Raw genomic sequence first — 21,722 nt, 5'->3', positions numbered from 1 at the left:
CGACTACACCCGCAGTACAAGCAGAGGAGCTATTCCATGGTCCATAAAGTCAAAGGCGTCATAGCCCGTTCCAAGGGGGCCCCCGTCACTCTGGAGACCATCCTGGTCCCGGATCCCGGACCGGGCGAGGCCCTCGTCGACATCCTGACCTGCGGCGTTTGCCACACCGACCTGCATTACAAGCAGGGGGCGATCAACGACGACTTCCCGTTCCTGCTCGGCCATGAGGCCACCGGCGTCGTCAGCGCCGTGGGTCCCGACGTCACTGAGGTTGCCCCCGGCGACCGGGTGGTGCTCAACTGGCGCGCCGTCTGCGGAGAATGCCGGGCCTGCCGCCGCGGCGAGCCGCAGTATTGCTTCAACACCCACAACGCCACCCAGAAGATGACCCTAGAAGACGGCACCGAGCTCACCGCTGCGCTGGGTATCGGCGCGTTCGCCGAAAAGACCCTCGTCGCAGCCGGTCAGTGCACCAAGGTGGACCCCGAAGCCGACCCGGCCGCCATCGGGCTGCTCGGCTGCGGCGTCATGGCAGGAATCGGCGCGGCAATCAACACCGGAAACGTCCAGCGCGGCGACACCGTTGCCGTCATCGGCTGCGGTGGTGTCGGCGTGGCCGCCGTTGCCGGCGCCGCGCTCGCCGGGGCCACCACCGTGATCGCCGTCGACATCGACCCGAAGAAGCTCGATCGTGCCAAAGAACTCGGCGCCACCCACACCGTGGATTCCTCCGGCGTCGACCCCGTCGAGGCAATCCGCGACCTGACCGGCGGTTTCGGCGCCGATGTAGTGATTGACGCCGTCGGACGTCCGGAGACCTACAAGCAGGCGTTCTACGCCCGCGACCTCGCCGGCACCGTGGTCCTCGTGGGCGTGCCCAGCCCCGAGATGACCCTGGAACTGCCGCTGCTGGACATCTTTGGCCGGGGCGGTTCGCTGAAGTCCTCCTGGTACGGCGACTGCCTGCCCTCGCGCGACTTCCCCATGCTGATCGACCTGTACCAGCAGGGCAAGCTGAACCTGGATGCGTTCGTGACGGAACGGATCACCATCGACCAGATCGAGGAAGCGTTCGAGAAGATGCACTCCGGTTCGGTACTCCGTTCCGTGGTGGAACTGTGAGCGCCGGCTCTGCCGGCGGGCTCCGGATCGACCGGCTGGTCACCTCGGGCACCTTCTCGCTCGACGGCGGCACGTGGGACGTCGAGAACAACGTCTGGATCGTGGGCGACGATGCGGAGTGCATCGTGATCGACCCGGCGCACGACGCCGCCGCCGTCGAGACCGCCGTCTCGGGCCGAAAGGTCACCGCGATCCTGCTGACCCACGGCCACGATGACCACATCGCCGCCGTCGGCGGGTTCCGCGGCCGCGTCAACGCCCCGGTGTACCTCAACCGGGCGGACTGGATGCTTTGGGAGGCCGTGTTCCCCGGAACCGAACCGGACCATGCAATCGGGGACGGTGACAGCTTCGACGTGGCAGGCGTGCGGCTCGTGGCTTTGCACACACCCGGCCATTCCCCCGGGTCCATGTGCTTCCTGCTGGAGAGCGAGGGCACCGTCTTTAGCGGCGACACCCTCTTTCAGGGCGGGCCGGGGGCCACCGGCAGGTCCTATAGCGACTTCCCCACCATCATCGAGTCCATCAAGGGCCGGCTGCTGACTCTGCCGGCGGACACCGTGGTGCGGACCGGGCACGGGGATCCGACGACGGTTGGCGCCGAGGCGCCGCACCTCGGGGAATGGATCACCCGGGGCCACTAGGGCTCCAGACGCAGCAGGGGCCGTGGTGAGCGACGAAAACGGCCCCTGCTGCGAGGTCCGTTGCGTGCCGCGGTGAAGCGCGGGACGGGATCAGCGCAGCAGTGCGCTGAAGTCGCCCTCGTCCAGGGCCGCGTAGCGGGCGTACGTTTCGATCACGGCGGCCTCGATGGCGTCGACATCCAGATGCGGAACGAGGTCATTGACGGCGCCGGCTGTGGCCGGATCCCAGTCCAGTCCGAGGGCTGAGTAACTGGCCTCCAGCACCGCACGGATCGGGGCGGAGTTCTCCACCACGATGACTGAGCTGAACAGCCAGCCGCCGGCCACCACCCGCTGGGCAGTACCGATGAGTTTGAGCTGGTGCTGCGGACACTGCGGATCCTGTCCGTGGACGCTGAATTCGCCCGGGCAGTACTCGCCGGGGATTTCCCCCACCGCAGCGTCGACGCCGGCGCTCCGCAGCGCGGAGGCCAGCAGTTCCCCGAAGAACGAAAAGCGCCCCTTGGCCCCGGCGATCGCATCTGCGGCCGGCTCCAAATGATCAATTACCAGCGTCCCCTGGTGGTACGCAGCGGCGCGTCCCCCGGCTTTCCGGATCAGCGGCTCGAAGCCCAGCTCACGGCAGGCCTGCGCCGCGGCGTCGAAGCCGGGCAGGTGCGTATCCCGCTGCCCGAACGCCACGGTGGGCGCCGGCCGGTACAGGCGGAGCATGGGGCCCGCCGCGCCGGTCTTAACCCGGCCCAGCAGCTCCAGGGCGAGGTCCAGGTCAGCGGCGGCGCCAAGGGAGTGTTCCTGCCGGAAAATGGTCAGCGCCCGCGCTGCACCTGAGGCCTCCGGCATCTTGTTATGCTCCCTTATGCTCATTTTGCAGTTCCTCGTCGTAGCCGCCGCGTTCGCCCTCATCGACTCCGTCTGGCTCAAGTCGATGAGCAGGTTCTACCGGGGCCACCTGGGGCACCTCATGGCTGACAAACCCCATCTAGGGTACGCCGTTGTCTTCTACGTCCTGTACATCGCCGGGATCGTTTTCTTCGCGCTTCAGCCCGCGCTCGACGGCGGCAGTTGGCTCTCAGCGCTGGGGTACGGCGCCGCACTGGGAACCTTCGCCTACGCCACCTATGACCTCACCAACGCCGCGACCCTGAAGAACTGGCCGCTCGTCATCGTGGTGGCTGACATTGCCTGGGGCGCCGTCCTGACCGGTCTGGCGACGGTGGTTGGCTGGCTGTTCTTCCACTGAGGCTGTTCCCCTGCCCGGGCAGCCAGCCCCGCCCCTCGCGTCTGCCAGACCGCCGGGCCTGCGGAAGTCCTAGGACTTCCGCAGCGTCAGGATCTGCTCGGCGCGGCCAAAGGGGCCCTGAAGGTCATGCAGCACCGTGGAGGTCAGGCCGATGCCGTCCGTGCCGAACGTGACTTCGTTGTCCAGTCCCAGCCACTCACCTTCCGGCCCCCGGTACATATGGATCTGCAGATCCAGGTTGGGGAAGGCGTAGCTGCCCTTGCCCGGGGGAACGCGGGCAGCAATCCCGTTGGCAGTATCGACCAGGCCGATCAGCCGGGCGAGGTCGCTGCTGTCCTTTTTGTCGGTGAGCGGGTGTTGGGTGCGGAGCCAGACGGTCCCTGATCCGGCCCGGTGCCCGTCGGCAATCCGCATCTGCAGCGATGCGATGTAGCCGCCCGGCCAGACGGTGGCGGCATCGTACGGTGCGCAGTCCTCCGGCGCGGGGATCCTGGGATCTTCGAAGGCCGCGATCGACGAGGTGTCGGACGTGATCATCCGCCAGGCAGTGGCGCGGATCGCGGTACGGCCGCCGGCGGTCAGCTCGGCCTGCAGCAGTTCAATGGTCCGGCCCGGGCGAAGCGTGGTGGTCACCACCTCGAACTCACCGCCGGGAATCAGGCCCAGGATTTCGTAGCTCAGCCGGGCCATCCGCATGTCCTCGCGCGGCTCGTGCCGGGCCAAGCAATCGGCCATGATGCCGGAGGCGGGGGCCATGTGCTGTTCGTGCACATTCCAGGCTCCCTGGGCGTGGATGGTGGAACGGTACCGCCCGCCGCCCAGGGCCTCGTAGTAGAAGTCGCCGTCGGCAAGCACCGGTAGTTCAACAGACAAGGTGGAACCTTTCGCGTGGCTGGTAATCCCAGAACACACTATCGCCTGTCTGCCGGTGCCGTGGCGCACGCAGAGCGCCGGGTCGCGGAGGTCCAGGTGTACTAACCCGCGTGTCACCAACCTCCCGGGTCAAGACATCTAGGCTTCTACCCGCACACCCCGCCAGAAGGCCACATGGTCCTTGATCTGCCGGGCGCCGGACTTCGGGTCGCCGTAGTACCACGCGGCATCCTGGTTCTTCTGGCCATCGACCACCAGGCTGTAATAGCTGGCCGTGCCTTTCCAGGGGCAGACGGTGCTGTAGTTGCTGTCTTCGAGGTATTCGGACTTCACGGCGGTCAACGGGAAGTAATGGTTTCCCTCCACCATGACCGTGTTGTCACTCTCTGCGATGACCGCGTCGTTCCAGATCGCCTTTGCCATGATGGGGTCTCCTGCTCGTAGCCGTGAACTGCTCTGACCGGGACGTTCCAGTGTCCGCCCGCCACTCGCTCAACGACCGGCGCCATGGATTGATTCCGTCCGCCCGCAGGATCGCGCACTGAAATCTGCCCCGGTCCGTTGGACTGGGTAGACTCGAAAGGAGATTTTCCGCGACTATCCACCGAAGAGGTGCTCCCCTGATTCGAGTCATCAGCTACAACCTGCGTAAGCACCATGCGATCGGTGAGCTGGTTGATCTGGCCCGCACTTTTGAGATCGATGCCCTGTGCCTCCAGGAATGCGATACCAACGACCTCCCGGACACCATCGGGGACCTGCACCTGGCGGATTCCACCAAGGGCAACCGGCTGGGCCTGGCAATCTACTACCGCAGGGACCGGTTCAAGGCCTACGAAACCAAGGCTTTTGCCCTGAAGAAGTCGCTGCATGACCGCGTGCTGTCACCCGCGCACGAACGGCTTATCGGCACCCGGATGGTCGACAACGAAACGGATCACGACCTCGTCCTCGCCTCCTTCCACGCGGCTCCCCTCACGGCGTCGAACTCGCTGCGTCGAAACCAGATCCACGCGGCGCACGCGGAGTTGCTCAGCATGGGCGGCGGCCTCATGTCCCTGATGGTGGGGGACTTCAATTACCCGTTCTTCACGAAGTACCTCACGGAGGAAATGAAGGGGGCCGGCTACGACCTGACCCTCAGCGACCGCCGCACTTATACGCGCTACAAGGTCTTTAAGGGCCACTTTGATTTCGCCACATCACAGGGCCTTAATATCGAAAGCGTGGAAACACTCCCCCACGGGGCCTCCGACCATCTCCCCATCCTCATCTCGGCGGAGTACGGCCAGGACGCCCCCGACAGTGCCGCGTCACCTGCGGCATAGTCCAGGACTACTGACCCGGACCGACGTAGCGCCGGCTGTCCTCGCGCCAAGGCATCCGCGCGGGAAAGCCACGGCATGAACCTCTGGGTCCGACGCCTGACCGGTAGGGCCACCCCATGAACATCGCAAAGTCGGTATTGCTTTTTGTCCTGGCCGCCGCGGCCGAAATCGGCGGCGCCTGGCTGGTGTGGCAGGCGATCCGCGAGGGCCGCGAGTGGTGGTGGGCCGGTCTGGGCGTCGTCGCGCTGGGGATCTACGGGTTCATTGCGACCCTGCAGCCCGATGCCACCTTCGGGCGGATTCTCGCAGCCTACGGCGGAGTCTTCGTTGCGGGGTCCCTGGCCTGGGGCATGGTCTTTGACGGCTTCCGCCCGGACCGCTGGGACGTGGTTGGCTCCATCATCTGCCTTGTTGGCGTTTCCATCATCATGTTCGCCCCCCGCACTGCCGGCTAGAGCGCATTGCCGGCTAGAGCGCATTGCCGGCTAGAGCGCACTGCCGGCTAAAAGGGGGTGGGTCGGGTGCAGCCGATATCCGGCATCGACGGGGTTCCTGACGTCAGGAAGGCGCGCCGCCGGAACGTTTGACGGCACCCTTCCGGTCCAGGATGAGTGCGCCGGCGATGCCCAGCATCCAGACATCCTTGGCCAGGACCGTGCCTTGCTGGCTGGGGCGGATTCCGTCGGCCAAGGTCATCCCCGGGGTCTTCAGATATATGGTGAACAGCGACCCCGAGAAGAACGCGAGCCCTACCCCGGCGAGGCGGCTGGGCACGAACGGCGCAAGAAGTGCGGCCCCCAGGGACATTTCGGCGTAGCTGAGCATCTTCCCAAACAGCTCCGGTTTCATGCTGCTGGCTGGTGGATAAACCCTCGCCGCCATGGCCTGCAAACCGGCAGCACCCTCTGCGTCCAAGCGGCGCTTGTTCAGCCCTGAATTCAAAATGAACGCCCCGGTGGTCAAGCGCAAGGGGAGGTGACTCAGTCTCATTGGGAACCCTTTCAAGTGCTGGTTGTTCGATACAAAAAGCCTAGGTTCACCGGAGGGCCGCCGCCAGAGCGCCGGGCACCCGTTTAGTTCACTCCGCCGTCCCACCGGCGCGGCCGCGACGCCGGAGAGATCGACGCCGGAGAGATCGACGCCGGAGAGATCGACGCCGGTGAGATCGACGCCGCCGCTGGCAGGCACTACGCTCGGCAAATGGGAATCGTGCGGAAAATCATGGGCGTCCTCGCTCTCGTTCTGATCGGGCTGACCAGTGCGGGGCCGGCGGCGGTGGCCGTCACACCGGTCGACGTCGTCGTGGCCGACCAGGCGGGGGTGCTGGACCAGAACACCCTACTGCCGGCGGTGCGGGCGATTGATTTCTACCAGCCCACCAAAGTGGCCATCTATACGTACAACGGATCCTCGGCGGACAACCTGAACGAGGAAGTCCTGCGGTTTGCCCGTGCCGAGCATCCGGAGTGGATCAGCGAGGACGGGCAGAAGTGGGCGAACGGGCTTTTCATCTTCGCCCTGGACCCGGTGGGCCGGCATGTTGGGACGTACATGGGCGAGGACCGCAAAGTCTCGCTGGACCAGCGGGACGACATTCAGAACGCCTCAAAGGACCTCTATCGCGATGCCCAGTGGACGGACGGCACCATCGCCGGGATCACCCGCGGCGCGGAGCTGATTAACCAGCCGTGGTACCGGTCCACTGCCTTCCTCGTCACCGCCTGGACCACCGTGGCAGCCGCCGTCGCCGGCGCGGGGACATGGCTGATGGTGCGGTGGCGGACCAGGGTCGGCAGCCGGAAGGAACTGGCCCGCGGCGACGCCAGCTATTCCAACGTCAGCATGGACCTGCAGGTCACCGAACTTAACGCTGAGACCATCCCGGAAGCGTCCCGCTACGGCAGCACCGTTCTGGAAAAACACAGGACCTTCCTCGCAAAATACAACACGGCCACCGGCCTCTCGAACCAGGTCCACGCCATGTCGTCCCGGGACCTGGGTAAACGCCCCAACTTGAAGCTGATCCGCAGCTATGCCGATGCCGCCGCTGAACTGGATGCCCTCGACGACGTCATCGCGGACACCAACGCCCTGCTCAACCGCGGGTCCGCGTGGGCGCCGGCCTGGGACCGGCAACTGGCCCCTTTCCGCGCGGATCTGGCGGCCATCGAACAGATGCTCAGCAAGCGCCACGCCCAATCCGACTCCGCAACCGCGGCAGCGCTGCGTTCCTTCCGGGATGAAAGCCACCGCGAACTCGAACGGTGGACCTCTGAACTCGCGGAGGGCATCATCACTCCGGAGACTGCCCTCGACCGGCTGCGCGATGCCCGCACCCATCTGTCCGAGCTGCTCAAAAACCACTCCGACACCGTCATTGCAGCTTTTGCCAAGAACGAGAAGGAGGCCAGCCTCATGCGCGATGACATGGAGAGCGCACAGGCCGGCAGCAAGGCCAAATACGGGCGCACCTACGAGCCCAGTATTTTGGGCACCGTATACCCCGCGTACTACTTCTTCTCGGTGCCCACCTTCAACTCCGGTTTCAACACCGGGGTGAGCAGTGTCGGCAGTGCCCGCGGCGGCGGCGGCAGCACCACCGGCTACGGCGGCAGCGGCGGCAGCTTCTCCGGGTCGGGAAGTTCGTCGAGCTTCTAGCGCGCCTCTCCAGCGTTCGACGGCGGACCCGCCGTCAGGGAGCCACGGCGGTGTCCGGGACGGGGATTTTTTCGTCAGAAGAGCCCGGCGGCGACCGTCGTGGTGAGCTGGTGGATAATTCGCGTCCGGGCAGCCATGTCCGATAGGCCCCTGCCCTGGGTGTACACCACAAAGACGTAAGCCTTGTCCCCCCTCACGAGAATGCTCGAGTCGTGCAGGTATCCGTTCAGCAGGCCGTATTTGTGGAACACGGTGACCCCAGGGGGCACGGCGGCCGGAATCAGGGTTTCGAAGTTGGTTTTCTGCATGTAGGACAGCAGCTGCCGGGTGTTCTCGGCGTTGAGCAGCCTGCCGCTGTACAGCTCGGTCAGAGTTTTCGCCATCTCCGCGGGCGTGAGGCTGTTGACCGACCGGTCGTAGGGGATGTCCAGGGTGGCGGCATAGTTCGTCAGGGCGCGGGCACCAATCGCGGCCATGATCAAGGCCCACGAATCGTTGTTGCTTTGCTGGACCATTTGCCGGATCTGCTGTCCGGAGGTGGACGCGCCCATCCGTGCCCCCAAAGAGGCTTTGCCGGTTTCCACCAGATGGTAATACGACGCCGCGGCCAGAATTTTAGCGGTACTGGCAGCAACGAACTTGTTCTTCGCCCCATACTCGTGGACTGCTCCGTCCGCCACATCCACGAGGGCCACGCCCACCCGGTAGGCGCTGTTGGATTGGATGACGTTGTTGATCTCCTCATCCAGCGCCGGACCAATCGCGGGCGTGGGAGGAACGACGGCGGTGGCGGACGGCGTCGGGACCGGCGCCGGGGGCGGGGGCGACGGCACGGTCGGGGCGGCGCCGGCGGCAGTCGCTGACGTTGCGGCGGGAGCCGGCGGTTCGGCGAAAACGGGATCCCGGGCCTGGATGGTGGCGTAAATGGTGGCGGCCGAGATTAAGGCGAGGACGGCCACCAGTACCACCAGGAGGTGCGGGCGGAACCGGTCAGGAGTTCCGGGCAGGCGCCGGCCGGTCCGGCGGGCCGACGTGGACGTGTGTCGGCCGCTGCTGAAGTGCCGGCCGGGACCCCATGACTGCATAGGTTCTCATCCCCGGAACAGGGTCGGGTGTGAGCCGGTGTCTACTGCCACGGGCGGGCTCGCAGGCATGCTCTACCTCCGAAAACGTAGGTCCGTGGATGGTCCAAACTTCCCCACATCTTTCTCCCAACCGTGCGTCAATGCAAGCCCGGACCTTGTAGAAATCTTGGACCCGTCCATCAGTGCTGAAGGCCGCTCCATGCTCCCCTGCCCCGGCAGGGGTTCCCGGAGTACGCTGAAACTCCCCGTCCGCCAAGAGTCCGCAGCGCCGCAAAGGAGAACGCCATGCGCAAGGTGGTATTGATGATGCAGGTATCCCTCGATGGCTTCATCGAGGGTCCGGAGCGGGACCTGGGCTGGCATCGGGTGGATGATGAGCTGCACCGGCACTTCAACAGCGAGCTCCGGAGCATGGGCGCTTTCCTGGACGGGCGTGTCATGTATGAGCTGATGGCCGCTTTCTGGCCGACGGCGGACCAGGACCCGTTAAGCACTCCCCCGATGGTCGAGTTCGCACAGATCTGGCGGGACATGCCCAAGATTGTCTACTCCAGGACCCTGGATAAAGCCGAGTGGAACGCCCGGGTGGTGCGCGACGTCGTCGTGGATGAGGTGATGACGCTCAAGGAGCAGCCCGGCGGTGACCTCGCCTTAAGCGGTTCGGACCTCGCGGCGACTTTCCGTCACTTGGGCCTGATTGATGAGTACCGGGTCTACGTCCACCCGGTTCTCGTGGGACGGGGCAAGCCGCTGTTCCAGGCTGCCGATGACACAACCTCGCTGCAGCTGCTGGACACCCGTGCCTTCGGCAACGGCGTGGTGCTGCTGCGGTACGACGTTGACCCCGGCGCCGGGGACGCAGAAGGCCGGTGATCAGCTGCCCCCAAGGCAACCGATCAACCGGCCTGCTGTACGCAGAGCTAAGCGGTGGTGCTAGCCGGCGCGGACGAACGTTACGGGGCCCGTGGCGGTCAGCCAGGACAGCGGGTGGGCCATCGTGGCGTTGACGCCGTTCATGCCGCCGCTGATAGCCTGGCCGTTGCCGGCGTAGATGGCAACGTGGCCGGACTGGACAATGATGTCGCCGGGCTGAGGGGTGCCGACGACCGTGCCGTAGTTCAGGAAAGCCCGCGGTCCGATGTCACCGACCGGGATGCCGGCAGCGTTCAGGGCCTTCTCCACCATGGCGGTGCAGTCCTGGGTGATGCCGATCTGGCCGTAGGCTACGGCCAGCAGCGTGGCGTTGACGCCGCCTGCTGCCGCGGCCGGAGCGGGTGCCGCGGCCGGGGCGGGGGCAGCCTGAACCTTGACGGTGGCCTTGGCTGCGGCGGGTGCCGCGGCCGGGGCCACTGACGCGGCACGGACCGGCGCCGCTGCTGCGACAGCCGCCTTCGGAGCTGCCACAGGCTTGGGCGCCTCAACGGGCTTGGGCGCCTCAACGACCGGAGCCGGGGTGGTCACTACGGCCGGACGCTCGAAGGTGATCTGTACTGCGGAGTCGGCCATAACCGGCGCGGACACCGCGCCCTGGACGTCAACGGACGACGCCGGTGCGGAGTCGCGCTGGGCGGGAGCCTCGGCTGCATTTGCGGCCATGGCGCCGCTGAGCACCATCCCTGATGTGGCGACGAGAACTGCGGCCTGGCGGCCGATGGTGCCGGCGGAAACGCGTTTGGGCGCACGGGTATTGCTAAAAGTCATTAAAGGAGCCTCTCCCAATGCCTGCGAGGTGAGCTGTCGGATTCGGATGGGAGTCACCCGGCCGCACGCGGGCCCGATCGTAACGGGCTGTGCGGCTTCACCCCAAGACCCCTGAAAAAAGCGGGTCAAAATGTGGTTTCCCCGTCTCTGCCGGACGTTGCTGCGAGTTGTCCCCGGGCCGCGACAGAGTTAGGCAATCGGCTGGGGAGAGCCCGTCTCGGAAACAACAGGCACCCATCAACGGTAACGGAACGATCACAGCCTGTCACATCGAGGTGGCCGCGGGGATGGTCCGTCCAGCAGCGTGGCTCCCGTTTCAGCCCGGGGCGTAAGGTGATGCCATCACCGTATCCTCGACGCGGAGGGCCCACTATGAACACCATCAACGTCCCACGACACAGTGTGGCGATTTGCCAGCTCAGCACGCAGCCAGCTGAAGATTTCAACGTCAACACCGAGCTGCTGGTCCTGGAGAACGGGGAGGTCCACGTCTCGACCTGGGATGCGGAACCACGCGATGGGGGCTTCGACATCCACGTGCTGAATGACCGCGTGGACGCCCTCGGATTCATGGTGGTCACCGATTGGGTGTTCCTGGACGAAAAGGCCTACGCGGTGGTGGAGCGCCGCCCGGCAGGCTAAGAAAACGCCGGGGCGGAGTTTACTCCTGGAAATTCAGCTCCGGCCGGTGCTTGGCCATCTCGGCGAGCACCAGGGTGACGGCCCCCGCGGCATCCGCGTCGCCGTCCCGCCGTTCCGGTGGCTCCGTCAGCACCGAGCGGGCGTGTCGGACGAACCGGGACCAGTCTCCCGCACCGGCGCGCAACTCCGGCAGCGGAGACAGCACAGCCGCGCGGCGAAGCCAGGCATCGGGGTCCCGCACCCAGCGGTCCAGGACGCTGTCGGCGCGGACCCTCCCTACGACGTCGAGTCCGCCGACCAGCGGTCCGACGACGTCGAGCGCCAGCGGATCCACCAGCGCGTCCACCCGGGCCGTGCGCACGAAGCCCTCGATCCGGGTCAGGTCGGTGTTGGTCAGCACGCGGACCTTTGACTGCAGGAGCACGACGGCGGCGAGGCGGCGTTCGAAGACGGGCACCTCCCACAACTCGGAGCTCAACGCGGTGATGTCATCGTGCGTCAGATCCTGATGCCGGCGCAGGGTGTCGCGGACCGTCCCACGCACAGCTCCGACGGACGAGCCGTAGTATCGGTGACCGCTGCCGAACCGTCCTTCCGCTTCCTCGGCACGGCTCCACGATGACTCGCGTTGAAGCGCCCTGTCAATGAAATCGCCGGCTTCGCTCATGGGGACATTCTTCCGCACCCCGGATCCGGATCCGGTGCACCGGCGGTCGCCCTCAGGAAGTCTTGGGCCGGACCACCAGGACAGGGCACGGTGCATGATTGATGATTTGTGTTGCCACCGACCCCACATGCAGGCCGGAAAAGCCGCCGTGCCCCCGGGAGCCAACCACCACCAGATCAGCGTCGTGGGCGGCTTCCAGGAGTGCAGAGGCCGCCGAATCATTCTGGACGACCAGGCCGGTGGCGGACACCCCCGCTTTCTCAACGAACGTCAGGGCAGCAGCCTGCATGGTCTCTGCTGCTTGGTGGGGGGAATCTTGCGTTACGACCTCGCCCGCGGCCGTTTCCAGCAGCGCCGGGTACCAGGCGAGCGGGGACTTCGCCCAGGCTGTGAGAAGACGGATTTCGCCGTTCCGCTGTTTTGCTTCGTCAACGGCCCACCTGAGGGCATTGTGGGAATTCCCGGAACCGTCAAACCCGACAACAATCACGAACGAACCTGTGCTGGTCATGTGTTCCGTTCCCTTGCATCTCGTGAGCAGCGTGGACTCTTCAGTGTCTGCGGGCGCGAAAGTCAGTGTCAAGGTGCGCACGACCCAATTTCACCGCTCCCACCCGGGTGGCGCAGCGGGCGCCTCCTAGAGGGTGCGGGCCGGATCCAAGCCCTTCGCGTAGGCTGCCTGCCCCGCGTGCTGGAGGCAGTCGGCGATGGTGCTGACCAGCCGCACTGCGAGGGTGACGGGCGGGTTCCAGCGCGTATCGATGACCCGATCCATATCCTCGTCGCCGAGGGATTCGAGGAACGCCACGGTCTGGCGGTGCACGGCGTCGTAGTATTCCAGCAGGAGCTCCGCCGGGACCTTGACGGCGTCCACCTCCTCGGACGAATGGCCGTAGCCGGTGTCGCGCTCGGGCAGGGGCAGATCGAAGCGGCCAACGAACCCCTGCGCGGTCCACACCTGTTCAAGGCCGGAGGCGCCGGCGATCTGTGCGTCCTCGACCCGGCTGAGATGCCAGACCAGCCACGCCAGGGAATTGCCGTTGCCGGCGGGCCGGCGGAGCAGGGCGTCCCCGTCCACCCCGTCGAGGGTGGCGGCCACTGCTTCGCGGATCCGGCCGAAGGCGTCCAGCAGCAGTTCCTTGGATTTCATCGTGTCCCCTCACCGTGCGTCGTCGCTGAATCCTCATGCTTACACGGAGAGCGCACCGCCGGATAGGGCACTATCCCGACGACGGGCAGAGGACCATCGCGGATCCGCCCCCGCGCCGCACAGGCTCGGCGGCCGCCACCATGCCGCCGTCGGGCCTGAACTCGATGGCAGTCGCGGCGCCGATTTCCGCAGCCGAGGTGAAGGCGTCGCCCGACGGGGTGAACTGATGGCCGTATGGCGTCAACAGGTCTCCGTACGCCGTAATGAACTCCGGCTCGGCCGTGACCTTGGCCGTGTTCCGCTGCGAGGCGCGCGGCGCAGCAATGGCCTCAGAGACGGTCATGCCCAGGTCCACCCGGTTCAGGATCGTTTGCAGGACGGTGGTGATGATCGTCGATCCACCGGGGGAACCGAGCGCGAGGAACGGTTTGCCTTCCTCGAGGATGATGGTCGGCGCCATGGACGAGCGCGGGCGCTTGCCCGGCTCGATCCGGTTCGGGTCTACCTCGTCGTACACGGTGGAGAAATCTGTGAGCTCGTTGTTGAGCAGGAAACCGCGGCCGGGGACCACCATGCCGGATCCGCCGGTCTGTTCGATCGTCAGCGTGTACTCGACAACGTTTCCCCACTTATCCGCGACGGTCATGTTGGTCGTCGAAATGTTTTCGGTATCCAGCTCGTTGGCGGACGCGGCGGCGGCCGCCGGGCACACGCCGTCGTACGCTGAGAGATCCCCCGGGGCGACGGGCTTCACGGCGGCCTGGAGCGGATCGATCCGGCAGGCGCGCTCCTTGCCGAACAGCGGATCGGTGAGCGCGGCGGTGGGGACGTCGCCGAACGCCGGATCGCCCACGTACTTACCGCGGTCCGCGAAGGCGAGCGCGCTCGCCTCAAGGTATTGATGCAAGGCACCGGCCGCTGGCTGCTCCGCGAGGTTGGACGGGCCCAGGATGTTCAGCGCTTCCCCCACCGTGGTGCCGCCGCTGCTGGACGGCGCCATGCCGTACACGTCCAAACCGCGGTAGTTCACGTGCGTGGGCGCCTGGTCCAGGGACCGATAGGCGGCAAGATCCGACGTCGTCAGATGGCCGGCAGGGACGGGCAATGTGGTGGTGGCCGTCTTGGGCGGCGACTGGACGGTCGCGGCAATTTCGGCCGCGAGCGGGCCGCCATAAAAGCTGTCTGTGCCGTTACGTGCAAGGAGCCGGTAGGTCGCGGCGAGGTCCGGGTTCCGGAGGACACTTCCGACGGCGGGCGCGTCACCACCCGGGAGGAAGAGGGTACTCGTCGAGGCAAATGCTTCGAACCGAAGCTTGTTATCCAGGGTTTGCTGCCGGAAAGTATCGTCTACCAGGAAGCCACGGGCCGCCACATCAATGGCGGGCTTGAGGGCCGCAGCAAGGCTGACGGTCCCCCACCTGTCGAGCGCGCGCTGCCAGGTGGCCGGCGTGCCGGGGACACCGACGGAGACGCCGCTGGTGACCAGCTCGGGCGTGAAGCGGTACGGCTGACCCGTGGCGGGGTCAATGAACGCATCGCGCGGCATGCCCGCCGGTGCCGTCTCGCGGCCGTCGATGGTGCCCACTTTGCCGGTCTTCGCGTCGTAAAAGACGAAGTAGCCGCCGCCCCCAATCCCTGCGCTGTAAGGTTCGGTCACGCCAAGGGTGGCGGCCGCTGCGACGGCCGCGTCAACGGCGTTGCCGCCGTCGCGGAGGACGTCGATCGCCGCGGCGGATGCCTCCGGGTCCACGGTGCTCACAGCACCCCCATAGCCGGTGGCCGTCGCGGTTTTGACCGTCTCGCGCTGATCGGCGTTGGCGGGGGCGGCGACGGCGCCGCCTGTCACGCTCAGGGCCGCGGCCGCCGTGAGGGCCGCCAGCCTCCGCGTCAGAAGTCCCATGATCTCTCGCCTGCTTCGTCACAGTTGTGTTGACAACTATTGTCACGCTACGCCTCCTGACTCCGACACTCAACGTCCGGCGGTGACTCGTACAAACCTCCGCGTGGCAGCCGCACCGATTCAGCCGCGCCGATTCACTTGGAGCCGATCCAGCCGCGCCGATTCACTCGCGCCGATTCACTCGCGCCGATTCACTTGGGTAGTGCGCGGACCGTGTCCCCCGCTACAGTCAGCACATGGCACGGACTGGTTCCCAGTTTGCCGCTGGCCTCTGGAGGATCTTCGGATACTTCGTCGTGAGCGCGACGTGCGGCGTGCTTGCCGCCAGCCTCCTGGTGCCCGCCGTCGCGAGTGCCGGCATTGCTGCCAGGCAATCGATCATCTTTTTCAACAATCTGCCGGCGGAATTGACGGTGGATACGCCATCGCAGTCCACCAAAGTCCTCACGGCGGACGGAAGGACGATCGCCACGTTCTATGCGGAGAACCGGGTACGCGTCGGTTTAGACCAAATATCGCCGTTCATGAAGGACGCTATTGTCGCCATCGAGGACCGGCGCTTCTATGAGCACGGCGGTGTTGACGGACAAGGCATTTTGCGGGCGTTGGCCTCCAACCTGACCAAGGGCGGCCGGCAAGGCGCCTCCACCCTCACCCAGCAGTACGTTACCAACGTCCTCAACGAGTCTTTAATGTCGGCGGACAAGGGAGATCGGATTGTCCTGAACGGGCAGAAGTCCATCGGCGACAAACTCCGTGAAATGCGGCTCGCGATTGAGTTGGAGAAGAAATACACCAAGGACCAGATCCTGGCGGGTTACCTGAACATTGTGTTCTTCAGCCGGGATGCCTACGGCATCGAAGCGGCGTCGCGCCACTTCTTCAGCACCGGCGCCAAAGATCTGACCCTGCCGCAGGCCGCCCTCCTCGCCGGCCTGGTGAAGAGCCCCAGTTTCTACAATCCCGAGGTTTACCCCGACAACGCCATGCAGCGGCGCAACCAGGTCCTCGACGCCATGCTCACCCTCGGCAGGATTTCCCAGGCCGACTACGACGCCGCCGTCGCCACCGGGGTGGAACTGCACATCACTGCAGGGAAGCAGGGCTGCGCAGGCGCGGAGATGGCGCCTTACTTCTGTGACTACGTCTCGCACCTCATCCTCAACAACCCGGCCTATGGCGTCGACCTCCCCGCTCGCGTGAAGAAGCTGTACCGCGGCGGGCTGACCATCACCACCACGCTGGACAGCAGGCTGCAGGCGGCGGCCCAGCAACAGGTCGATGCCACGGCCGGGGCCAACCCGGATAAGTGGGGCGCTTCGCTGGTCTCAATCGGGCCAGGAACGGGAAAGATCCTGGCCATGGCCCAGAACACCGTGTTCCTACCCGAGCCGGGCAAGTTCGATACCCAGCTGAACTTGAACGTCGATTCCAGGGACGCCGAAGGCAACGACCTCAATGGCGCCGGCGGGTTCCAGCCCGGGTCCACTATGAAGCCTTTCACCTTCGCGGAATGGCTCAAGGAGGGCAAGTCGATGGCGGAGAAGGTGGATGCCTCCCGCCGGACATATCCGCTCGACTTCAAGTGGAAATCCAGCTGCGGGAAGGTTCTCGGCGCCTACAACACGAAGGAGCGGAACCGCGGCGCGGCAGATGACCTGCAGAACAACGACGCCGGGTACTACCGTTCCATGCCCGTCGACTACGGACTGTACAACTCGATCAACACGGCCACGTTCGCGGAGGCCGCCCAGCTGGACTTCTGCGGCATCCAGAAGACAGTGGACGCGGTGGGGATCCACAGCGGCCTGGATAACGCGCAAGTGAATATGCATCAGCTGGGGAACCTGCTAGGGGCGATTGGTGTTGCGCCTCTGGTGCTGGCCAACGCGTTTGCAACGTTCGCCAATGACGGTACGTATTGCGCGCCGGTTGCCATTGTCGAGGTGAGCGATGCGGCGGGAAAGAAATTTCCTGCCGAGACGACGTCCTGCCGCGACGCCATCAAGCCCACCGTTGCCCGCGGGGTGAACTCCGTCCTGCAGGACGTCCTAAAAAAGGGCTCCGGTGTTTATATCAAGCCCAAAGTTCAGGGCAGTTTCCCTGTCGCAGCCAAGACCGGAACGTCGAACACCAACGGCGCCACCTGGGTGGTGGGGTACACCTCCGGGGTCTCCACTGCCTCGTTCTTTGGAGACGCTTTGGAGGGTCAAAAGCGTCCCGGCCAGAACATCACCGTCAACGGCAAGTTTTACAAGGCCATCGACGGTTACATGCTTGCCGGGCCGCAGTGGGCAAACTACATGCTCGAGGTGGCCGGGCTTTATCCCACCAATGAATTTCCGCCGCCGCCCGAGTCCATGACTAAGAAGCCGGATCGCGGTGATTGACGGGCGGCGGCGGGAAAGAGGAATTACGGAAATACTCCGTCCGGTCAGGCGGCTGTCCGGGCCGAGTCCGGGAGGTTCCCAATCAGGGTGATGATCAAGGCCACGTAAATGAGGGCGAACACCACCCACAGGATGAACAAACCAATCCCCACCCAGCCGAGCACTTTCCCCTCCGATGCGGGCACCCCGAAAGCCTGGGCTTTCTTGGCCTGGGCGATGGCCAGTGGCCCGAAGAGGATGCCCAGGCTGAAGATCGACAGCAGGCCGAACACTGTGGCCAGCCGTGCGTGCCGCATGCCCTCCATGAACCAGCCGAGCTGCCCCCTCGTGACTGGCTGCAGATCCTGATCTTGAAAGGCGTCCGGTTCGTACGGGCTGCTCGACATGGGTTCCCCTGTTTTATGTGATGTTCGTGGTGGTTGCGTCACAGCCTACGGCGGCCAAGGCACCGAATCGCGCTTTTCGAGCGTGTGTGGCCGCGGGCTAGGATGGGGCCAGCTTCGAGGAGGGGGTACGGAATGTTTATGGCACAAGGACCGCCGGTGTCCCGAGCACGCGGGTGCCGTCATTGATGATTCGCTCAGGGCCGGCGACGCGGTGGCGTCAGTGGGGTCTGGCTTACTACGCTTTTCAGGCCGTCGGGGGATTTTTGTGGTGGTTGGCGGTTTTCGTATCACCGGAGACGCGCGCGGCGACCCTCGGCACTCTCGACCCGGCCACGGTGGCAGTCTTTGACATTCCCCTGTTCGTGCTGGCATCAGCCGTGGCAGCGTCAAGCGTCAGGGCGGCGGCGGTAGTGACCACCGGATGGACCGGCGGGGTCGCCGTCGCGCTCGCCGTCTACGCCACGATCACTGCCGAGGCGGGCTGGGGAGTCCTGAGTATGGCCGCGGCCACGGCAGGATCGCTGATCGCGCTGTGCCTGGTCCTGCTGGGGCGGGTACCGACCGAGTGGCTCATTCGCGGTCCGTTCGCCTTCCGCCCAGCCGGCAACCGCCGGACTGCCGCGACCAACGTGGCTTCGACCTTGGGGCAGATCGTCCTGTTCTGGGGGTTTTTCCTGGTGGTCCTGCCCGCCGTCATAGCGGTCCTGGAACAGCGCTGGGCGGTGGAGCTTCCCTTTCCATCATGGACGGGCCCCATCGGGGGCGCGGTTCTGGTACTCGCCAGCGCTCTCGGGATCTGGTCGGCAGTTGTAATGTCAACGCTGGGAGCTGGCACTCCCCTGCCGGCGGCAATGCCCAACCACCTGGTCATCGCAGGTCCGTGTCACTGGATCCGCAATACGATGGCGGTTGCAGGCATCGCCCAGGGCGCCGCCGTCGGCCTTATCCTGCAGTCGCGGCTGGTCGCCGCCTATGCTGTGGCAGGTTCGCTGGTATGGAACTACGCCGTCAGGCCGCTGGAGGAAACCGACCTTGAGGGTCGGTTCGGCGTGGAATTCAAGCACTACCGCGGCACGGTGCGCTGCTGGCTACCGCGGCTGCCGGCGTCCCGGCGGACCACCCGGGCAATGTCCGGCAACTGTGCGGCGGCGGGCGAACGCGTTGAGCCGTAAAACCTTGTTGCTGATCACGGCCGCACTCGTCGCGTTGCTGCTCGGCGGCGCCCTCACGCAGGCGTGGGTTCTTCCCGCCGCGGTTGCGCGCGTGGTTGCCGTCTTTCCGGAAGTCAAACCGCTGGCGGTGCCCGCAATCGCCTGGGGAATCCTGGCGATCGCTTGCTGGCAGGTACCCGCCGGCATCGGCGTGTGGCTTGTCCTCCGTGCCCGCCACCACGGATTCGATAAGTTGTCCTACGACTGGCTCCGGGTGGCCGTTGGTTGCCTGCTCGCTTTTATTGCGTTGGTCGTGTCCGCAGTTGCTGCATTGAGTGGCTTGGGGTACGCGACCCCGGGTGTGATGTTTGGACTCATCGCTGGAGGGCTTGTGGCGCTGATCGCGGCGGGCGGCCTTGTTCTCGTCCTTGGGGACCGGCCCGCAGTCCTGCGGATGCCGCACCATTAACCGGGAGCCCGGCGCCTATACAGCCGCACCGCGTCGGCGTACCGTAAATGAACGTGAGCAACATGCCTCCTCCGCAGCGATGGGCGCAGATCGTGGCCGGGAGTTCCCTCGCGGACCAGGTGGCCGCCGCCCAAGAACTTGTGTATGGGCCGATCCTCGGCTGGGCGGGGCGCAGCCCGTTCCACACCGCCGTCCTGGGCCACTCCGTGCATCCGGTTCTCACCGACCTAACACTCGGATGCTGGATCAGCGCGACCATCCTGGATGTGGCGGGAGGATCCCAAGCGCGCCGCAGCGCCACACTCCTGGTCGGAGCCGGACTGGCGGCAGCCGGGCCAACGGCGCTCGCAGGTGCCAGTGACTGGGCCGGAATGACGGGCGCCGATCGCCGGATCGGCGCCGTTCACGCGCTGGGAACCGATGCCGCCGTGTTTCTTTTCCTCGGCTCCCTGATCGCACGCAAACGCGGCCGATATGCCCTGGGCACGGGGCTGGGCCTCACCGGAAACGCCGTCGCGGCAGGGGCGGGCTTCCTGGGCGGGCATTTGGCACTTAACCGCGGAACCGCCAAGAGAGCCGTTATTCCTGATTAGCTCCCCGGCTATCGTGATGCCATGCCCAGCAAACTGGCCACGCTTAGTCTCGATTCTGTCCAGCCACAGGTGCTGGCTGGCTTCCGGTGCGCCGTCCTCGATTGGCGTTGTCGAAGCTCTCCCGTTCCGTCCAGATGTGGAAGGGCACCAGGACGCGGGCTCTCAACGGAGGCCGCCGTCATGGTCACCTACTCACCTGCTCCCCTGCTCACCGGCTCCCCTGCTTCCCCTCCGGCTCTTGCTCAATGTGGCTGCGGCGCGTATGAGAGAAGGATGACTGCGCAAGATGGCGTCCTCCGCGGGCGTGTGGCTGTGGTGACCGGCTCCAGCCGGGGCCTGGGGTTCGCCATGGCCCGGGTGCTGGGGCACGCGGGAGCGACGGTGTTGCTGGCGTCCAGGTCCGACGACGACGTCGCGGCCGCCGTCGAACGGCTGCGCGCGGACGGGATCACGGCGTCCGGACGGCGGTGTGACACCGGTGAGCTGGCCGACGTCGAAGTTCTGCGCGACGAGGCCCTGCGCCTTGGGACGCTCGACATCTGGGTCAACAACGCCGGAACCTCCGGTGTCTTCGGGCCTACGGCGTCAACACCGGTGGACGACTTCACCCGGGTGGTCCGCACGAACATTCTCGGCACGTTCCATGGGTCCAGGGTTGCGCTGCCGGTGTTCCTCGATCAAGGCCATGGCGATCTCGTCAACGTTTACGGCCAGGGCGATCAGGGTCCGGTCGCGTTGCAAAATGCGTATGCGTCGAGCAAGCGGTGGGTCCGCCAGTTCACGGAGACGCTGCGGCTGGAAACCCGGAGCACCGGTGTCCGGGTGCATGGCATGAACCCGGGCCTGGTGACGACCGACATGTTGGGGCACATCACGTCCCAGCCCGGATACGAGCACGGACTGGGCGCACTGCAGATTGTCGTTGGACTGTGGGGGCAGGGCCCTGATGCTGCCGCGCGCCCCTTGCTGGACCTCGTAACTTCCGACACCGCTGCATTCCGGTACCTGACCAAGAGGACCATGGTGACGCGGGGGGTCCGCAACGTCCTGGCCGGACGCCTCCGCCGCGCCAACCGCATGCCCCTGGACATCACGGTCCTGGCCGATCACAGCATGGAAGATCCCGGCATAAAAGATCACCACATGGAATGACTGCGCTCCCCCTTCGTTACCCCGCAGTGCAGCCCAGTCGGCAGCAGGCTGTTCGTCTTATTGTCGGTGCCTGCCCCTAGGCTTTCCGTATGACAAGCAGAACAGCTTGGAGTGCGGAGAGCAGGGATTCTTTGGCAGCGCTGGCCGAGTCCGCGGCTGCGTTTGCTGTCTCCGTGGCCGCCGCAGCGGAGCATGGGAATCCGCTTGGCCCGGATCCTTCGGGTAGCACGGATCCTTCGGGTAGCACCGATCCGTTGTTTGAGGTGGCCGATGTGTGCCTGGACGCCCTGACGGAGGTGGCGCGGTTTGAGGCCCGGGCCGCGGCGTTGAAGGTCCTGCTGACTGCTGGGTTCGTGCATGCGGCCGGGGCCTTGGCGCCCCCGGGGCGGTCCGCTCAGGAGCGCAGCGCCCAGGCGATGGCCGTTATCGCCGAGATCGCGTGCGCCCTGACGGTCAGTGAAGGGACCGCCGCGGCGCTGGTCTCCGAATCGCAGGCGTTGACGACGGCGCTGCCGCGGACCCTGGCCGCGCTGCAGGCCGGCACGATCTCCTGGCAGCACGCCCGGATCGT

At 65.8% G+C, this 21,722-nt stretch carries 25 protein-coding genes and 1 riboswitch; of the genes, 14 read left to right on the top strand and 11 right to left on the bottom strand.

Translation table 11 applies throughout. From position 1 onward, the window contains the following. Window positions 1–36: 36 nt before the first annotated feature. On the top strand, window positions 37–1,122 hold the full coding sequence (locus RCH15_RS12045; RefSeq protein WP_326960899.1) for an S-(hydroxymethyl)mycothiol dehydrogenase: 1,086 nt from the start codon (window positions 37–39) through the stop codon (window positions 1,120–1,122). After that, the gene (locus tag RCH15_RS12040) at window positions 1,119–1,766 is read left to right on the top strand and encodes an MBL fold metallo-hydrolase (protein ID WP_326960898.1); all 648 of its coding nucleotides are present in this window, start codon (window positions 1,119–1,121) and stop codon (window positions 1,764–1,766) included. Before RCH15_RS12045 ends, RCH15_RS12040 begins: the two co-directional genes overlap by 4 nt. A 90-nt stretch (window positions 1,767–1,856) precedes the next feature. On the opposite strand, the gene RCH15_RS12035 is transcribed toward RCH15_RS12040, so the two are convergent. Then, entirely contained in the window at window positions 1,857–2,606 is a 750-nt protein-coding gene (locus tag RCH15_RS12035) for a lipoate--protein ligase family protein (protein WP_326960957.1), read from the bottom strand. A 16-nt stretch (window positions 2,607–2,622) separates the two neighbouring features. On the opposite strand from RCH15_RS12035, the gene RCH15_RS12030 reads away from it, so the two are divergent. Beyond that, entirely contained in the window at window positions 2,623–3,006 is a 384-nt protein-coding gene (locus tag RCH15_RS12030; protein WP_326960897.1) for a DUF2177 family protein, read from the top strand. Window positions 3,007–3,075: 69 nt separating this feature from the next. Here RCH15_RS12030 and RCH15_RS12025 read toward each other — a convergent pair whose 3' ends face one another. Both RCH15_RS12025 and RCH15_RS12020 read right to left on the bottom strand, forming a co-directional pair. Next, window positions 3,076–3,879: a thioesterase family protein gene (locus RCH15_RS12025; RefSeq protein ID WP_326960896.1), complete on the bottom strand. Its 804-nt coding sequence runs from the start codon at window positions 3,877–3,879 to the stop codon at window positions 3,076–3,078. 138 nt (window positions 3,880–4,017) lie between these two features. Then, window positions 4,018–4,302 carry a DUF427 domain-containing protein gene (locus RCH15_RS12020; protein ID WP_326960895.1) on the bottom strand — a complete coding sequence of 95 codons (285 nt, stop codon included), beginning with the start codon at window positions 4,300–4,302 and terminating at the stop codon, window positions 4,018–4,020. Window positions 4,303–4,502: 200 nt separating this feature from the next. Here RCH15_RS12020 and RCH15_RS12015 point away from each other — a divergent pair, with 200 nt between their 5' ends. Beyond that, the gene (locus RCH15_RS12015; protein WP_326960956.1) at window positions 4,503–5,207 is read left to right on the top strand and encodes an endonuclease/exonuclease/phosphatase family protein; all 705 of its coding nucleotides are present in this window, start codon (window positions 4,503–4,505) and stop codon (window positions 5,205–5,207) included. A gap of 116 nt (window positions 5,208–5,323) precedes the next feature. Beyond that, a complete protein-coding gene (locus RCH15_RS12010) occupies window positions 5,324–5,662 on the top strand; it encodes a YnfA family protein (RefSeq protein ID WP_326960894.1) in 339 nt (112 codons plus the stop codon). Between the two features lie 103 nt (window positions 5,663–5,765). Here RCH15_RS12010 and RCH15_RS12005 read toward each other — a convergent pair whose 3' ends face one another. After that, on the bottom strand, window positions 5,766–6,407 hold the full coding sequence (locus RCH15_RS12005; protein ID WP_326960893.1) for a pentapeptide repeat-containing protein: 642 nt from the start codon (window positions 6,405–6,407) through the stop codon (window positions 5,766–5,768). On the opposite strand from RCH15_RS12005, the gene RCH15_RS12000 reads away from it, so the two are divergent. Then, the gene (locus RCH15_RS12000) at window positions 6,408–7,865 is read left to right on the top strand and encodes a DUF5129 domain-containing protein (RefSeq protein WP_326960892.1); all 1,458 of its coding nucleotides are present in this window, start codon (window positions 6,408–6,410) and stop codon (window positions 7,863–7,865) included. Window positions 7,866–7,939: 74 nt separating this feature from the next. Here the strand turns inward: RCH15_RS12000 and RCH15_RS11995 are convergent, their stop codons facing one another. Next, window positions 7,940–8,950 (bottom strand): serine hydrolase, encoded by a 1,011-nt coding sequence (locus RCH15_RS11995; protein WP_326960891.1) that lies wholly within the window; start codon window positions 8,948–8,950, stop codon window positions 7,940–7,942. A gap of 285 nt (window positions 8,951–9,235) precedes the next feature. Here RCH15_RS11995 and RCH15_RS11990 point away from each other — a divergent pair, with 285 nt between their 5' ends. After that, entirely contained in the window at window positions 9,236–9,823 is a 588-nt protein-coding gene (locus RCH15_RS11990; RefSeq protein WP_326960890.1) for a dihydrofolate reductase family protein, read from the top strand. A gap of 60 nt (window positions 9,824–9,883) precedes the next feature. Here the strand turns inward: RCH15_RS11990 and RCH15_RS11985 are convergent, their stop codons facing one another. Next, a complete protein-coding gene (locus RCH15_RS11985) occupies window positions 9,884–10,651 on the bottom strand; it encodes a hypothetical protein (protein ID WP_326960889.1) in 768 nt (255 codons plus the stop codon). Window positions 10,652–10,655: 4 nt separating this feature from the next. After that, a riboswitch (cyclic di-AMP (ydaO/yuaA leader) is annotated at window positions 10,656–10,857 on the bottom strand. 166 nt (window positions 10,858–11,023) lie between these two features. On the opposite strand from RCH15_RS11985, the gene RCH15_RS11980 reads away from it, so the two are divergent. Then, window positions 11,024–11,293, top strand: a complete 270-nt coding sequence (locus RCH15_RS11980; protein ID WP_326960888.1) for a hypothetical protein — start codon at window positions 11,024–11,026, stop codon at window positions 11,291–11,293. 19 nt (window positions 11,294–11,312) lie between these two features. On the opposite strand, the gene RCH15_RS11975 is transcribed toward RCH15_RS11980, so the two are convergent. The 4 genes from RCH15_RS11975 to ggt all read right to left on the bottom strand — a co-directional run bounded on the left by RCH15_RS11975 (window position 11,313) and on the right by ggt (window position 15,010). Next, on the bottom strand, window positions 11,313–11,960 hold the full coding sequence (locus tag RCH15_RS11975; RefSeq protein ID WP_326960887.1) for a DNA alkylation repair protein: 648 nt from the start codon (window positions 11,958–11,960) through the stop codon (window positions 11,313–11,315). A gap of 52 nt (window positions 11,961–12,012) precedes the next feature. Then, a complete protein-coding gene (locus RCH15_RS11970) occupies window positions 12,013–12,471 on the bottom strand; it encodes a universal stress protein (protein WP_326960886.1) in 459 nt (152 codons plus the stop codon). Between the two features lie 126 nt (window positions 12,472–12,597). After that, window positions 12,598–13,110, bottom strand: a complete 513-nt coding sequence (locus RCH15_RS11965) for a mycothiol transferase (protein ID WP_326960885.1) — start codon at window positions 13,108–13,110, stop codon at window positions 12,598–12,600. A gap of 70 nt (window positions 13,111–13,180) precedes the next feature. Continuing rightward, on the bottom strand, window positions 13,181–15,010 hold the full coding sequence (ggt, locus tag RCH15_RS11960; protein WP_326960884.1) for a gamma-glutamyltransferase: 1,830 nt from the start codon (window positions 15,008–15,010) through the stop codon (window positions 13,181–13,183). Window positions 15,011–15,246: 236 nt separating this feature from the next. Between ggt and RCH15_RS11955 the strand changes: the two genes are divergently transcribed. Continuing rightward, window positions 15,247–17,400, top strand: coding sequence for a transglycosylase domain-containing protein (locus RCH15_RS11955; protein WP_326960883.1), 2,154 nt, complete (start codon window positions 15,247–15,249; stop codon window positions 17,398–17,400). A gap of 44 nt (window positions 17,401–17,444) precedes the next feature. Here RCH15_RS11955 and RCH15_RS11950 read toward each other — a convergent pair whose 3' ends face one another. After that, window positions 17,445–17,786, bottom strand: coding sequence for a hypothetical protein (locus tag RCH15_RS11950; protein WP_326960882.1), 342 nt, complete (start codon window positions 17,784–17,786; stop codon window positions 17,445–17,447). A gap of 185 nt (window positions 17,787–17,971) precedes the next feature. Here RCH15_RS11950 and RCH15_RS11945 point away from each other — a divergent pair, with 185 nt between their 5' ends. From RCH15_RS11945 to RCH15_RS11925, 5 genes are all read left to right on the top strand, one after another. Next, window positions 17,972–18,958: a methyltransferase family protein gene (locus tag RCH15_RS11945; RefSeq protein ID WP_326960955.1), complete on the top strand. Its 987-nt coding sequence runs from the start codon at window positions 17,972–17,974 to the stop codon at window positions 18,956–18,958. Further along, the gene (locus tag RCH15_RS11940; protein WP_326960881.1) at window positions 18,948–19,406 is read left to right on the top strand and encodes a DUF2975 domain-containing protein; all 459 of its coding nucleotides are present in this window, start codon (window positions 18,948–18,950) and stop codon (window positions 19,404–19,406) included. Before RCH15_RS11945 ends, RCH15_RS11940 begins: the two co-directional genes overlap by 11 nt. A gap of 62 nt (window positions 19,407–19,468) precedes the next feature. Continuing rightward, complete coding sequence (locus RCH15_RS11935; RefSeq protein WP_326960954.1) at window positions 19,469–19,999, top strand: DUF2231 domain-containing protein; 531 nt, start codon at window positions 19,469–19,471, stop codon at window positions 19,997–19,999. Between the two features lie 273 nt (window positions 20,000–20,272). Continuing rightward, the gene (locus tag RCH15_RS11930; protein ID WP_326960880.1) at window positions 20,273–21,151 is read left to right on the top strand and encodes an SDR family NAD(P)-dependent oxidoreductase; all 879 of its coding nucleotides are present in this window, start codon (window positions 20,273–20,275) and stop codon (window positions 21,149–21,151) included. Window positions 21,152–21,240: 89 nt separating this feature from the next. After that, a partial coding sequence (locus RCH15_RS11925; RefSeq protein ID WP_326960879.1) for a DUF222 domain-containing protein occupies window positions 21,241–21,722 on the top strand: 482 nt, incomplete at its 3' end.

Origin of the sequence: Arthrobacter sp. MP_M4 (assembly GCF_035984855.1) — a bacterium.
Taxonomy (GTDB): Bacteria; Actinomycetota; Actinomycetes; order Actinomycetales; family Micrococcaceae; genus Arthrobacter.
The sequence above is the reverse complement of the archived record's forward strand: the minus strand, read 5'-3'. Positions and strand labels throughout refer to the sequence as shown.

Bases quoted from the DNA above. Each gene is read 5' to 3' on its own strand.
- RCH15_RS12045 (WP_326960899.1), top strand. From the start codon at position 37: ATGGTCCATAAAGTCAAAGGCGTCATAGCCCGTTCCAAGGGGGCCCCC.
- RCH15_RS12035 (WP_326960957.1), bottom strand. From the start codon at position 2,606: ATGCCGGAGGCCTCAGGTGCAGCGCGGGCGCTGACCATTTTCCGGCAG.
- RCH15_RS12030 (WP_326960897.1), top strand. From the start codon at position 2,623: ATGCTCATTTTGCAGTTCCTCGTCGTAGCCGCCGCGTTCGCCCTCATC.
- RCH15_RS12020 (WP_326960895.1), bottom strand. From the start codon at position 4,302: ATGGCAAAGGCGATCTGGAACGACGCGGTCATCGCAGAGAGTGACAAC.
- RCH15_RS12010 (WP_326960894.1), top strand. From the start codon at position 5,324: ATGAACATCGCAAAGTCGGTATTGCTTTTTGTCCTGGCCGCCGCGGCC.
- RCH15_RS12000 (WP_326960892.1), top strand. From the start codon at position 6,408: ATGGGAATCGTGCGGAAAATCATGGGCGTCCTCGCTCTCGTTCTGATC.
- RCH15_RS11995 (WP_326960891.1), bottom strand. From the start codon at position 8,950: ATGCAGTCATGGGGTCCCGGCCGGCACTTCAGCAGCGGCCGACACACG.
- RCH15_RS11990 (WP_326960890.1), top strand. From the start codon at position 9,236: ATGCGCAAGGTGGTATTGATGATGCAGGTATCCCTCGATGGCTTCATC.
- RCH15_RS11985 (WP_326960889.1), bottom strand. From the start codon at position 10,651: ATGACTTTTAGCAATACCCGTGCGCCCAAACGCGTTTCCGCCGGCACC.
- RCH15_RS11980 (WP_326960888.1), top strand. From the start codon at position 11,024: ATGAACACCATCAACGTCCCACGACACAGTGTGGCGATTTGCCAGCTC.
- RCH15_RS11975 (WP_326960887.1), bottom strand. From the start codon at position 11,960: ATGAGCGAAGCCGGCGATTTCATTGACAGGGCGCTTCAACGCGAGTCA.
- RCH15_RS11970 (WP_326960886.1), bottom strand. From the start codon at position 12,471: ATGACCAGCACAGGTTCGTTCGTGATTGTTGTCGGGTTTGACGGTTCC.
- RCH15_RS11965 (WP_326960885.1), bottom strand. From the start codon at position 13,110: ATGAAATCCAAGGAACTGCTGCTGGACGCCTTCGGCCGGATCCGCGAA.
- ggt (WP_326960884.1), bottom strand. From the start codon at position 15,010: ATGGGACTTCTGACGCGGAGGCTGGCGGCCCTCACGGCGGCCGCGGCC.
- RCH15_RS11955 (WP_326960883.1), top strand. From the start codon at position 15,247: ATGGCACGGACTGGTTCCCAGTTTGCCGCTGGCCTCTGGAGGATCTTC.
- RCH15_RS11950 (WP_326960882.1), bottom strand. From the start codon at position 17,786: ATGTCGAGCAGCCCGTACGAACCGGACGCCTTTCAAGATCAGGATCTG.
- RCH15_RS11945 (WP_326960955.1), top strand. From the start codon at position 17,972: ATGATTCGCTCAGGGCCGGCGACGCGGTGGCGTCAGTGGGGTCTGGCT.
- RCH15_RS11935 (WP_326960954.1), top strand. From the start codon at position 19,469: ATGCCTCCTCCGCAGCGATGGGCGCAGATCGTGGCCGGGAGTTCCCTC.
- RCH15_RS11930 (WP_326960880.1), top strand. From the start codon at position 20,273: ATGACTGCGCAAGATGGCGTCCTCCGCGGGCGTGTGGCTGTGGTGACC.